Annotated in this window: 12 protein-coding genes; 7 read left to right on the forward strand and 5 right to left on the reverse strand. The window is 42.8% G+C overall.

The window, feature by feature from the left end; translation table 11 throughout:
• The first annotated feature begins 34 nt into the window (after positions 1-34).
• The 6 genes from vxrA to L1076_RS01000 all read left to right on the forward strand — a co-directional run bounded on the left by vxrA (position 35) and on the right by L1076_RS01000 (position 6164).
• A complete protein-coding gene (gene vxrA / locus L1076_RS00975; RefSeq protein ID WP_161625078.1) occupies positions 35-1456 on the forward strand; it encodes a sensor histidine kinase VxrA in 1422 nt (473 codons plus the stop codon).
• Positions 1431-2093 (forward strand): response regulator transcription factor VxrB, encoded by a 663-nt coding sequence (vxrB, locus tag L1076_RS00980; RefSeq protein ID WP_038870712.1) that lies wholly within the window; start codon positions 1431-1433, stop codon positions 2091-2093. Before vxrA ends, vxrB begins: the two co-directional genes overlap by 26 nt.
• A 9-nt stretch (positions 2094-2102) precedes the next feature.
• Positions 2103-2984 carry a DUF2861 family protein gene (locus L1076_RS00985; protein WP_038870714.1) on the forward strand — a complete coding sequence of 294 codons (882 nt, stop codon included), beginning with the start codon at positions 2103-2105 and terminating at the stop codon, positions 2982-2984.
• Between the two features lie 59 nt (positions 2985-3043).
• Positions 3044-4165, forward strand: coding sequence for a conjugal transfer protein TraF (locus tag L1076_RS00990; protein ID WP_237302945.1), 1122 nt, complete (start codon positions 3044-3046; stop codon positions 4163-4165).
• A 42-nt stretch (positions 4166-4207) separates the two neighbouring features.
• Positions 4208-4363 carry a YoaH family protein gene (locus L1076_RS00995; RefSeq protein ID WP_080774323.1) on the forward strand — a complete coding sequence of 52 codons (156 nt, stop codon included), beginning with the start codon at positions 4208-4210 and terminating at the stop codon, positions 4361-4363.
• A 1081-nt stretch (positions 4364-5444) separates the two neighbouring features.
• Positions 5445-6164, forward strand: coding sequence for a hypothetical protein (locus L1076_RS01000; RefSeq protein ID WP_237302946.1), 720 nt, complete (start codon positions 5445-5447; stop codon positions 6162-6164).
• Positions 6165-6906: 742 nt separating this feature from the next.
• Here the strand turns inward: L1076_RS01000 and yciH are convergent.
• The 4 genes from yciH to L1076_RS01020 all read right to left on the reverse strand — a co-directional run bounded on the left by yciH (position 6907) and on the right by L1076_RS01020 (position 9445).
• Positions 6907-7218, reverse strand: coding sequence for a stress response translation initiation inhibitor YciH (yciH, locus tag L1076_RS01005; protein WP_104036506.1), 312 nt, complete (start codon positions 7216-7218; stop codon positions 6907-6909).
• Positions 7219-7222: 4 nt separating this feature from the next.
• Positions 7223-7606, reverse strand: coding sequence for a DUF3319 domain-containing protein (locus L1076_RS01010; protein WP_038870724.1), 384 nt, complete (start codon positions 7604-7606; stop codon positions 7223-7225).
• Between the two features lie 128 nt (positions 7607-7734).
• The gene (locus L1076_RS01015) at positions 7735-8724 is read right to left on the reverse strand and encodes a D-alanine--D-alanine ligase (RefSeq protein WP_237302947.1); all 990 of its coding nucleotides are present in this window, start codon (positions 8722-8724) and stop codon (positions 7735-7737) included.
• A gap of 151 nt (positions 8725-8875) precedes the next feature.
• Positions 8876-9445 carry an SPOR domain-containing protein gene (locus L1076_RS01020; protein ID WP_038870728.1) on the reverse strand — a complete coding sequence of 190 codons (570 nt, stop codon included), beginning with the start codon at positions 9443-9445 and terminating at the stop codon, positions 8876-8878.
• 236 nt (positions 9446-9681) lie between these two features.
• On the opposite strand from L1076_RS01020, the gene L1076_RS01025 reads away from it, so the two are divergent.
• Positions 9682-12315 carry a bifunctional acetate--CoA ligase family protein/GNAT family N-acetyltransferase gene (locus L1076_RS01025; protein WP_237302948.1) on the forward strand — a complete coding sequence of 878 codons (2634 nt, stop codon included), beginning with the start codon at positions 9682-9684 and terminating at the stop codon, positions 12313-12315.
• Between the two features lie 161 nt (positions 12316-12476).
• Here L1076_RS01025 and L1076_RS01030 read toward each other — a convergent pair whose 3' ends face one another.
• A complete protein-coding gene (locus L1076_RS01030) occupies positions 12477-13364 on the reverse strand; it encodes a LysR substrate-binding domain-containing protein (protein ID WP_045405336.1) in 888 nt (295 codons plus the stop codon).
• Positions 13365-13381: the final 17 nt, after the last annotated feature.

Genomic DNA, 13381 nt, shown 5'->3' on the forward strand with positions numbered 1-13381 from the left:
TTTGATTAAACAGTTTTTGCTCCGTTCTGCCTTAATGCTGCCACTTTTCTCGGCAAGCGCATTTGCAGATTCATTACCAGAACGAATAGATACGTTTACAGAGCTATTTAATTATGAAGTGGCTCTTAAATCGTATGACATACGCATACTGCAATCGAACTACCCAACCAAATTGCTTTCACCGGACTCAATGTTGCCACAAACGGCCGATTATCCGCTAAAAGACATTCAACAGCTGTATCGCTTGGCGAACACATGTCGCGGAAAACTGCCGTTAAGTCCTTTAATTACGGAACCTTTGGTGTTTACTCGTGCCTTATGTAAAGGAACGCAACTCACACCACGTTGGTTTTCTCGTAGTGGGTTGATTCACCCAGGAGGCGGCACTTACGCAGCTCGTTATGCTGAGAAATATCCAGAACTGCGCCCTAAGCTTGCACAGTACATGCACATTAAAGAGCGCACTAACGACGATGGCGACGAACTGCTAGAAAGCTTGCAAAGCATGGATGATGATGCAATAAACGCACTCATCGCTGGTGCAAGCATGTTCATTGAAGGGAAGGAGCTTTGGCTACGCCGCGGTGATCACTACTTCGTTTTCTCTAAAAATGTTTGGCAAGAAAATGTTGCGAATGCTGGTCTGTCTTACGGACTCGCATCAGAAAGCCGAAGCTGCTTTGTGAAACGCGGTAACATTTGTTGGGATGTAGAAGATCACTCGCAAGTGTTGCGGATCAGCATGATCATTCTTGTGATTGCCAACATCTTATTGGTGATCGGCTGGGCAGTGTATCGCTGGAACAGCAAACGAGAAGAAATGCGCAGTCGCATGTTGGTGCTGCAAATTCTTACTCACGAACTAAGAACGCCGATTGCGTCTTTGTCTTTAACCGTTGAAGGTTTCCGTCGTGAGTTCGAACATCTTCCAGAAACCGTTTACGACGAATTTCGTCGATTATGCGAAGATACGCGCCGATTACGCCAGTTAGCAGAGGCAAGTAAAGATTATTTGCAATCTGATAACCAAATGCTTGCAACAGACTGGGTTCCTTCTGTTGCAGAATGGCTAGAATATAAGATTGAAGAAGAATTTGATAACGCTGTACTTTTCAAAATAAACGAAGATGTAGCTGCTAAAGTTAACGTGTATTGGCTCGGAACCTGTATCGATAACTTGCTACGAAACGCATTGAAGTACGGTAAAGCACCGGTCGAACTATGTGTAGAAACCAGTGCGGATAAAATCATTATCCAAGTCATAGATGCCGGCAGTTTAACTGCAAAAGATTGGGCAAACCTAAGAAAGCCGTTCGTAAGTAAGAGCGGACTAGGGCTTGGATTAACAATAGTTGAATCAATGGTAGGCCGCATGGGCGGAAAAATGTCCCTAATGGGACCACCTACAACCTTTATATTGGAGATACCTTGTGAAACAGACACTGCTTCTCGTTGAGGACGATAAAAACTTGGCTGACGGCCTGTTAGTAAGCCTGGAACAAGCAGGATATGAGTGTTTACATGTGGAGCGTATTTCAGACGTTGAGCCACAATGGAAAAAGGCTGACTTAGTCATTCTGGACCGCCAACTACCAGACGGCGACTCAGTACAATCTCTTCCTGAATGGAAAAAAATTAAAGATATCCCTGTAATCCTTCTTACTGCACTGGTTACTGTAAAAGATAAAGTTGCGGGTTTAGATTCTGGTGCGAACGATTACTTAACAAAACCATTTGCAGAAGCGGAACTGTTTGCGCGTATCCGAGCACAACTTCGCGCACCAGATTCAGCGGAACAGGGTAATGCAGACAAAGTGATGACCAAAGACCTTGAGATCGACCGCGCAACTCGCGAAGTCGTATTCCAAGGTGAAATGATCACTCTGACTCGTACCGAGTTCGATCTACTGCTGTTCTTGGCATCTAACTTAGGTCGCGTATTTACACGTGATGAATTATTAGATCACGTTTGGGGTTACAACCATTTCCCAACAACGCGTACTGTAGATACTCACGTACTTCAGTTACGTCAAAAGCTACCGGGTCTAGAAATCGAAACGCTACGTGGCGTTGGTTACAAGATGAAAGCGTAACGGCAAAGAATGAAAACACTACTTCCTGTAGTTCTCTCATTGCTATTAGTGAAACCAGTCCAAGCTACGGACTGGTTTCAAACTAATACACCACTGACACAAGCTCACCAGCATCTGCTCGAAGATGACCTTGGTGGCATGTTCAATTCCCTTGTCGAACTATGGCAAAGTGAACCAAACAAAGAACTCACACCGCACCTCAATGATTTATTAGCACAATCACTTTCTAGAGACTGCGGCAAATCATTAACAGGTGTCACGCTTCCTGATTGGATAAGCGGCATTAACGTTATTCGACAAACCATCCAAAGCCCTGGCAGAGATACTTATCGACTTGTCGTTAAACTGCGTGCAACAACGGATATTGAAGACATCTCTTTCCGCCGTTGGGTCGACAGTACGATCTCTGCAGACAGCTCATTCAATTTTGAAGAGCAACCGGAAGGCGCAGAACTGGCAAATGAACGCAGCTTTTTAAAACGCTACAATCTAACCGGCAAGTTGGATGCGGGCTTATATCACTTATCAGTTACGACAAAAGACAAACGTACTTACCGTACATGGGTGATTTTAGGCGATTCAAACTCGACACAATATGTTCGTTGGACTTCAAAAGAGAACTGGAAGGTAGAGAAGAGCGCGCTACGGAACCCACATTGTCCGCTACCACAGCTAGAAGTCGGCCTTTATGATTATGTCGAAGGTCAATATGACCAAGTATGGAAAAAGACATACGAATCTAATTACCCAAATTCTCTCGAATTAGATGGAATCCCTAATGACCGATATGTGTTAGCTGTGAGCATTAACAGTCGACGTTGGCAAGGTGACATTATTGTTGAGCAGGCTCAAACTATTAGCCGAACTTATGATGTTTCTCTCGAAGAATAGCTAAAGAAATTACACTTGTGCCGATATAAGTTCAGGACGAACGAAATCACAAGTGTAGTATGAAGACACAATTCAAAATTTTAACCACGACCATCACAGCAGCGTTATGCTCCAGCGCTGCTTTTGCTGGCACTTACGCAATCGAAGCTCGTAGTGACGCAATGGGTGGAGTCGGCACCGTATCAGCCTCTTACCTAACTGCACCATTCTTTAACCCGGCATTAACGGCAATCTACCGTCGTAATGATGATGCAGGTATGATCGTGCCAAGTTTTGGCGTTAACTATAACGATCAAGACGGTTTAATCGACGAAATCGAACGCATAGGTAAGCTGACCGATCCAACAGAAATCGTAAACTCCTTAGACGCGATTAACGGACAAAAGATGGATTTTGACCTTGGTGGTGTCGTCGCCGTTGGTATTCCGAATAAATTCTTATCTGCAACAGCTTACGGAAAACTATATACCGAGTCTTTCGTTGAACCGACTATCGACACGGCAAGTGGTGACCCGTTAAATGATAGCTACGTGCGCGGCGTCTCTATTGGTGTGGCAGAAGCGGGGATCTCCCTCGCTAAATACACCAACTTCATGAATCAGCATTTGTCGTTTGGTATTACACCAAAACTACAGCGCATCTACACTTACTCTTACGCAACAAGCTTTGCTGCGTTCGATACTAAAGATTTGCGTGAAAATGAAACCGCAGAAACCATGTTTAACCTTGATGCGGGTGCATTGTGGTTCTTTGGTCCTTACCGTTTAGGTATTTCAGCGAAAAACTTAATCGGTCGCGACGTGAAAACAAAATCTTTCACCTACAACGGTGATACCATTCAATCCTACGAATACAGCATGCGACCAGTCTACACCGTAGGTGCCGGATATGTCGCAGATTACTTCAGCTTCAGCGTTGACTACGATTTGAATGAAGAGAAGAAGTTCTCTACCTTTGATGACAACATGCAAATGGTTCGAGCCGGTTTTGAAATTGACGTACTTCGTCAGCTAGCACTGCGTGGGGGATACATGAAAAACCTTGCACGTTCAGATGACGACGGAACGATCACGGCGGGTATTGGTTTGTCACCTTTGAACTTAATCGAACTTGATATTGCAGCGCAATATACCAATGAAAACGCAATGGGTGCTTCGATTAATTTCCTTGCGACCTACTAAGCGAGCCGTTATAGTCAGCTCCTCATATTGAGGAGCTTTTTTATGTTTGACGATTTACCACCTCTGTCTCATCAAGAGCAGCAACAAGCTGTAGAACGTATTCAAGAATTAATGCAGAAGGGTACCAGTACCGCAGAAGCGATTAAGATCGTAGCCCAGCAAATTCGAGCAGAATACGCCGCGAAGAAACAAGACTAAGAAATTACAAAGAGCAGGGCACAGACCCTGCTTTTTTTACGCCCCTCACATATATCGCTAAATCAAACAGCTCCCCGTCTTTTCACCACACTACCTTAAACAAATTCAACGTTACCACGTAACCAAGCAGTTCAAAAGTGGAGTAGAAACACCTGCAATAATAAGTTAGTAAAATTTTACTAGATACCATTAACTGTCACTTTTGAAATGCAGGCAAAAACACTGAGCAAGCACAGCAAATTGAATATAACCCCCTAAAATACAAGCACTTAACTCGGGATAATCATTCAAACAATAAAACACTCCCACCTCGCTCTGTAATTTAATTACAGTGACGAATTCAATGGCCATATCCAATAGTGAAATATTCTGCAAAAACATAAAAGAGACGCCGTCACTTTGATTGGCAGAAAATTTAGACATATAAAATGGTACTTATGAAAACAGTGAGTGCTTGCGGACTAAAACCGAACCGAATCTGAAACCGTACTTAAAACAGAAAAAGAGAATGAGTAAACGGTGTTTTTCACGTGAGATTTAGATGGAATGAGCGCAACTTTTTTCAAAAAATGATCACTGGCCTACATTGGAGATATAAACGCAATTTTACTTACGTATTACACTGTAACGTTATTAGGTTAAAAGTGAGATGCTGAATGGGGTGAACTATTGATGAGTAAAGTTTGCAGTTAATTCTTAAGCCTTTTGCTGCATGGTAGATACTTAGTTCGTTAGTGTTGAGGGCCAGATAAAAGCGGCAGGAGAGACGAGTTATGTATAGTGTGTCTAAACAATATGTAAGTAGAATCTAATAAGCGCTTAAACCTTTCGACCTAGTTCAGACCTGCACTAATGATGATTTACACAACGTGCGCTGAACCGATACCTTAGGCACGTCTATTGACCTAGACGGCTTCGAAAATGTTACTACATACGTTTCCATGATCAGTGAGAAGCCAACTAAAAAGCCGAACCCTTGGCGATGGGGTTCGGCTTTTTTAACTCTATGGTATCGAGAACCGAGTAAAACTAGTTACTACGGGCGCAGACACAACCAGTAACCCAAAAAAGGAAAGTGACAGTGAAGTTTCCCGAAATCGATTATCAATTCTGGTACACGACCTGGTATGAGACCGTAGGAAAAAAGACAACTTATTCCAACGTTAACTCTAGAAAATACATGCATTTCAATGGTGACTTAAATGCCTGTATGGACGAAATTTTTTCCATGATCAGTAAAAAGCAATTCGACAAATCAACGATACTTAGAATCGTTGATCTCATTTATTGCTGGGGTGGTCCATCTGGAAGGTTGTTTTATGTACCAATGAAAGGGAAAGATGCCCCGCGACAAGTGCTAGAAGATGATGTAAGAGCATTTGAACAGTACATGCTTGGGGTCCAACTCGCAGTCGATGGCAATATCAAGTGCATAGATGAGTTCTGTAAGCTCGACGGAATTGGCAAATCGTTCGCAACTAAGCATGCCTATTTTTGGAGCCACGACAGTGCGTTCCCTTTAATGATCGTAGATTCCAAGATTTCCGGTGCCCTTGGATTTACAACAACGCAGCAACTCGAAAAAGCATACACCAATCCGCAGTTAGTGACCGCATTTAGAAAGAAGGCAATGGAAGAGTTCGGAGAGAATACTCCTTCAATGGTAGAACGTGCTCTATTCGCGTTCCATAACAACTATTTCTTGAATGACAATTCGAACTGGAAAAACAAAACCTCGCATCGTGATAGTCATGTCGCCACCAGTTTGGCAAAAACATTGTTTGATACTGAAAACAGCTAAACCTTTTAGTTTTTAAGGCAAGTCACTCTAGGATGAATAGCTTATATTGGTAATTCACTATCCGTAGTAAATCGCCAAAACCATATGTTACGTGAAAGTAATCAGCGCCTTGCTTAATAGATTTAAACTCACGCCAAAAGAGTGTGCGGAATGATTCGTGAAACATGACAACGCTCACATATTGGATAACTGACTAAAAATTTTTTTCTTGTTGTTTTCGCCGTAACCGAACGCATCATAATGTGGCGGTCGGGAATTTAGGCGTTTTTAATGGACTGTGCAAAACAATCGTCAGCAATAGTACAAATGACTTAAACGTTTAAAACTAGCAAAATTAAAAATTACGGCTTGGTTATCAGACACTTATGAAAGGCTTAATCAAAGAATTAGCAATTGTTAAAACCCAACCCCTTGGTGCGCATTATATGTGTTATGTTAAATGCAGTATAGGCGTACGCCAAATCTTCTCTACATTGGTCTCCTATCCCTCTCAGATTTCAAATTCAGACATCGTTTGTTAGGTTCATTAAACATAATGGTGATTTACCATAAAATAGCTAATATGGATCTATCAATCTACGATTGCTCGCTCTGCTATTAGCTCGTTTTTCTTTTAGCTCACTCATCGTTGGTTGTTCTTTGGTATGTTTCTATACGCATTACAACTCTTACGAACTGAAACCACAGATACAAAAAGAGCGTCTGTTTGAGACGCTCTTTAAAATCTTTTTCTTAGTTTAAATTAACCGCCGGCCAACTTAACTGTCATGCCTTTCTTTTCAAGATGAGCTTTGATTTTATCACGAGCATCACCTTGAATTTCAATGGTTCCATCTTTTACTGAACCACCGCAACCACACACTTTTTTCAGTTCTGCGGCTAACAACTTTAGCGGAGCGTCATCTAAATCCAAACCTGTGATGATACAAACGCCTTTTCCTTTACGACCTTTAGTTTGTCGTTGAATACGAACAACACCGTCGCCTTTAGGACGTTCGACTTTTTCTTCTTCAGGTTTGATTCGACCAGTTTCTGTTGAATATACGAGAGACATACTCTTATTTCTTTTGCTGTTGTGCTTGCATCGCTTTTTGCTTTGCAACTAAATACGCTTCGATATGACGTTGAATTGCGGCTTTCGCACCTTTTATCAACTTGCCATTGAACATACAGTACCAAGCATTTGGCTCTCCTGTATCGTTCTTTATCGTGTAGCCATTAAATACTTCAGATTGAGGGTTGCCGGTGCTTTGCGTTCGTTGACCTAAAGAAGAAAACTCTTTGGGATCGATAATAGACGCGGTATCACACCACCAATCAATGCTCTTTTTTACCGCCGTTAAACTGCCTTGTAAAACGTGGTTTTTGATTTTAACCTTCCAAACGCTACCATCGGATCCGCCTGATTGCAGGTTAAAACCTCTATAATTTGAAATTGCCATACCACTGAGCCATTTATCTAATGCTTTGATACAATCATAATTATAACCGAACAATATTCAAACACTAATGCCTTACAAAAGTTCGGTTATTCTTATTTCTACCACAAAACGAATGACGGTAACGTTAGTTAGCTTGCAGTATTAATACAATCAGCTAAAAAGTCGTGGAACTGATGACCATTATTTTGCAGCATTTTAGGGAACATCGAGATCGGCGTCATACCTGGGAAAGTATTTACCTCATTCAAATAGATTTCGTTGTCTTCCGTTAAGAAGAAATCGATACGCGATAAATGACGAAGATTCATTTGCTTAAAGACTGTCTGTGAAGCTTCAAGAATCGCATCCACCTGCTCTTCTGTTAAGTTCTTTGCTTCAACTTCTGTCAGCGAATGACTCGCACTGCTGTACTTCTCATCGTAAGAATAGAAGGCACCATCAGGCGCGATTACCTCACCGGGTTTGGTAATGTACAGTTGACCACCCATCTCATAAGCTGCGACTTCAAGCTCACGTGGTTTCACTGACTTTTCAATCAACACCTGCTCAGAAAAACCGAAGGCATCATTGACTGCTTGTCGCAATTCTGACTTTTCGGTGACACTGTAACACCCAACAGAAGAACCTTGACGAGCGGCTTTGACAAACACTTTTTCCCATTTATCAAATGCTTGTTGCGCTTGCTCGTGGGCGTATTCATCATTACGAGTCAGAAATAAGTATGGAGTGTTTGGGATACCAATTGCATCGTACCAAAGCTTAGATGTGATCTTATTGAAGCTGTTGCTGCTCGCCTCAGGACCGCAACCAAGGTATGGAATGCCTGCGATTTCAAACATGGACTGAATATCGCCAGTTTCACCAGGGAAACCATGAATACAAGGAACGATAAAATCGACGGCTAAACTCGAAGTATCTGAACAAAGTTGTTTTGTGTTCAAGTCTAGGTAAACCAACTCATTTTGGTTTGTTACCCAACCTTCATTTTTGATTTCTACGCGCGTTACTTTAACGTTTTCAATCAAATTTAATTGCTGCTCGACGAAGTTTGCAGACAATAATGAGATCTCGTGTTCCGATGAACAACCACCGCATAGAAGAAGAATATTTTTAATCATGAATCAATCTTTCCGTGATTTTAAAAAGATACTATTCAGTATGATAAACTTTTGGTTAGCAACGTACAGTAATTTTACTGTGAAGAATGCTGTTCGAATAGGATTTAACCAAAGAAAGAAGGGAGCAATTTGCTCCCTTCTTTTTGTGTTATTAGTTGAGTTTATTAAGTGTTGGGTATGCCGAGTTTTTAATGGCATCGATACTCTTAACAAACGGCTTCAACTGCTGAAAATGCCCAGGAAGCGTCGATATTGCTTGTTGTGCTTCAGCGCTAGTTGCGTAATCGCCGTAAAGCACTGAGAACCACTTAGTGCCATTGACTACTTTGTAGTTTTCCCAAATAGGTTGGCTGTTTTGTGGAAGCTTACTCGCGAATTGGTCTACTTTCGCTTGGCTGCCGACGGCAACAACTTGGATGGTGTAACCAAAACGTTGAATGCTCGCTTGCTTTTTACTTGGTGGAATGATCTTAACTGGCTTCGCTTGATCTTTAGGGGTTAATTTAACCACCTTCTTCTCTTCTGGCTTCGCAGTCATTTTGACAACGGTAGGCTCTACGTCTTTTTCTACCACTGCGTTTTCAGAAGACATAATTGGCTTAGAGACAGCCTGAGATTGGTAGTCTTCTTGGTAACTTTCTGATGTCACGTCAGTGATGTAAGTTTCCGAGGCACAAGCAGAAAGTAGTACTGACAAGCCGATGATTGCGATTTTTTTCATGAAGTAACAAACGCTCTGAACAAATATTACGATAAATCATGCCGATAGCAGGCTATTTTATCAAGCACCAAACACAATAATCTTTGAATTTGATGTGATGAGTGACACAAACTCTACAAGCATGGTTTAGATTTCCACCAATGTCTGGCTTATTCATATTTAAACAGAAAGTTATTCGTTTATGATTGTATAAGGACTAACCACTCGCTTTCGACGTCTATGGCCAAGGAGTAACAATGAACAAATTACAAAAACTCTTCAAACCGAATTCTGTTGCAGTGGTCGGCGCATCACAAAAAGAGCTGCGAGCTGGGCAAATTGTGATGCGTAATTTACTCCAAAGTGGTTTTGGCGGTGCAATAATGCCAGTCACACCAAAATACAAGTCGGTATCTGGTGTCATTGCTTATCCGAACGTAGCTTCCCTACCCTATACACCTGATATCGCGATCCTCTGTACAAACGTTTCTCGTAATAAACAGCTTTTAAAAGATCTTGATGCTCGTGGTACTGCATTCGCTATTGTTATTTCTGACGACGCTGAAAGCATCGATATTTCAGAGCTGAATATTCGTGTTTTAGGTCCAAATAGTCTTGGCATTATTCTGCCTTGGCATAACTTCAATTGCTCTTTTTCTCCCGTTGCTGCACGACTAGGAAAGATAGCTTTTATTTCACAGTCGGCAGCAGTATGTACAACCGTTCTTGATTGGGCCAACGACAAGAACATCGGTTTTTCTTCCTTCATTTCTATTGGACAAGGTCAAGACATCGATTTTGCGGAACTTCTCGACTATTTAAGTATGGATGGAAAAACCGAGGCAATCTTGCTCTACGTTGATTCAATTAAAGATGCTCGACGTTTCATGTCCGCTGCTCGAGCTGCCTCACGTAACCGAAGAATTTTGGTCTTAAAAGCTGGCCGCTCTAAACAAGCTCGCTCTTTAGATGAAGAAAGCATCGATGCGTTAGATATCATTTATGATTCTGCGATACGTAGAACTGGTATGTTGCGCGTTGGCAATACACATGAATTGTTTGCAGCTGTAGAGACGCTCACTCATTCGGTGCCACTTCGCGGAGAGCGCCTCGCCATTGTGACGAATGGTGGCGGGCCCGCAGTGATGGCCGTTGACACGTTACTAGAACTTGGGGGAAAACTCGCCTCTCTTGATGAAGAGTCAATCAACCAATTACAAGCCGCTTTGCCCAGTAATTGGCGAGGAATCAACCCTATCGACTTAGCTGGAGACGCGACGAAAAAGCGTTATGTCGATACGATCAATGCCATCATGAATAATGATTGTACTGATGCAATCTTGATCATGCACAGCCCTTCAGCGGTATCAGATTCATTGGATACCGCGAATGCCGTTATTGAAGCGATTCAAGCACACCCAAGGCACAAGCATTTCAATATCCTGACAAATTGGTCTGGCGAACAAACCTCTAGAGAAGCACGTTTGGCGTTTACTGAGGCCGGTATTCCCACCTACCGTACACCTGAGAGTGCGGTCGTCGCATACATGCACTTAGTCGAGTACAGACGCAACCAAAAACAGCTGATGGAAACTCCAACGACGGCAGAACCACTGCACTCAGGCAGCGTCAACCTTGCCCGTGATTGGGTTAATGACCAACTACTGTATAAAACATCAGTGGTTCTCGATACGCACCAGACAAGTCCATTATTCGAACAGTTTGGCTTTAAGATGCTACCGACTTGGATTGCCTCTGATGTAACAGAAGCGCTTCATATGGCAGAAAATATTGGGTATCCAGTAGCAGTAAAACTGCGTTCTCCCGACATTCCTCATAAATCTGATGTTCATGGCGTTGCGTTGAACCTAAGGAACAGCCAAGAAGTATCAAGTGCAGCACAAGCAATCCTTGATACAGCGAAACTGAGTTATCCATCTGCAAACCTTCAGGGTCTTCTCGTACAAGGCATGGCTAAGCTTGGTAGTGCGGAAGAACTACGGGTAAGTATTGTAGTAGACAGCGTATTTGGGCCCGTAATTCTGCTTGGTCAAGGCGGTTCAGATTGGAATATCACCCAAGATGCTGTTGCCGCTTTGCCTCCTCTAAATATGAATTTGGCGCGTTACTTAATCGTGATAGCACTCAAATCTGGCAAAATACGATTACAAAAACACAAAGATGCCATCGACATTACCGAGTTGTCTAAATTCCTAGTTCGAATCTCACAAATGGCGGTTGAGCTACCTGAAATAGAAAGACTGGATATTCATCCAGTACTTGCATCAGGTAGTGATTTTACCATCATTGATGCCGACTTAACGCTCAGGAAGTACCAAGGGGATGCTCAAGAACGTTTGGCTATCCGCCCTTTCCCTGCTGAGTTTGTGGAAACCGTCACGTTAAGAGATGGGCAACCAATCTTACTTCGCCCAATCTTGCCAGAAGATGAACCCATCCATGCACAGTTTATTAATAGTGTGTCAAAGGAAGACTTGTACAATCGCTTCTTCTCGGACGTTGGCGAGTTTAATCATGAAGCGCTTGCGAATCTAACTCAGATTGATTACGACCGTGAAATGGCGTTTGTTGCTGTTGCTTTTGATGAGAATGGACCTTCTATCATCGGTGTAGCAAGAGCGTTGATTACACCTGACAATAGCGATGCTGAGTTTGCAATATTGGTTCGGTCTGACTTGAAAGGTAAAGGGCTCGGTAAAGTTCTGATGCAGAAAATCATTAGTTATTGTCAAGTCAAAGGGACCAAACAGATGTCCGGAATGACAATGCCGACTAACCGAGGCATGCTTTCTCTAGCACAAAGTTTAGGCTTCGAACTTGATGTTCAGTTTGCTGATGGCACCGCAGATATGGTTTTGCCGTTAAATTAGCCTTGCTATGCCAATGTGGTTTAAGAGCTCAAAGTTGTCACAGCGGATAGAGTATAGTATATGCACAGCAACCCTCGAACCCGACAGAAAAAACAAGGGACGTTGTGCGCGTCCCTATTGATTTCTAAGCGTCTGCGTTATTAGCCACAAGCGTGACAAGGTCACTTTAATTTCCAGTTTTTCTTCAAATACTGAACGCACCATGACTTCGCTTCTCCCATGGCGTTTCTGCGCCAAGCAAGGATTATCTCGATGGGTTGCTCTTCAGTACCTTCGATACGTTTTAGTTGCCCACTCTCAATCATACTCTGTGCGACTTGACTGGGAAGCGTCCCTATACCCAGTCCAGAAGCCAATGCTTCTACTTTTGCAGGAAAGTTTGTCACTGTCAGTCTGGGCTGCTTTTGCATAACATTGATAGACAGCGCTGGTTGCTCTCTTGCCGTATCGGCGATTGCTATCACTCGGTACTTTTCTCTCGCCGCATCATCGAAATCGCCATTGCGCTTATGTACGTAATGATCAGCCGCGGCAACCCAAACCATGCTCATTTTGCCGATCTTTTCCGCTTTCACATCATGAGGAAGTGTATCAAGTGCTGGGCACACTAATAGATCAGCTCTGCCTGTATTTAATGATTCCCAACTACCCGCAAGTATCTCTTCTTGCAAGCGCACTCTCGTACTACTCACATTGGCCAAAGCATCCACCATCGGGAAAAAATTGGAAATGGGAATGATGCCATCAAAAGCGACAGTAATGTCCAACTCCCACCCGTTAGCCAGCAAGGTCGCATCATTTACTAACTTTTCACTTGCTTGAAGAATTGCTCTACCACTTTCAAGGATCAGTTTCCCGGCTTCTGTAAAATGTGCTTTGTGCCCTGAACGATCGAAGATGATGATATCAAGGTCTTGTTCAAGCTTTTGGATCTGGTAACTGAGAGAAGAAGGAGCTCGTTCCAGCTCGTTCGCAGCGGCAGCAAAACTCCCCCTTCTATCAATCGCATCGAGGATATGAAGTGCTTCTAAAGTGATTGGGCTTTGCACATGAACTTCCTTTTATG

Source organism: Vibrio sp. MMG023 (genome assembly GCF_021654215.1).
GTDB classification, from domain to species: Bacteria; Pseudomonadota; Gammaproteobacteria; order Enterobacterales; family Vibrionaceae; genus Vibrio; species Vibrio jasicida.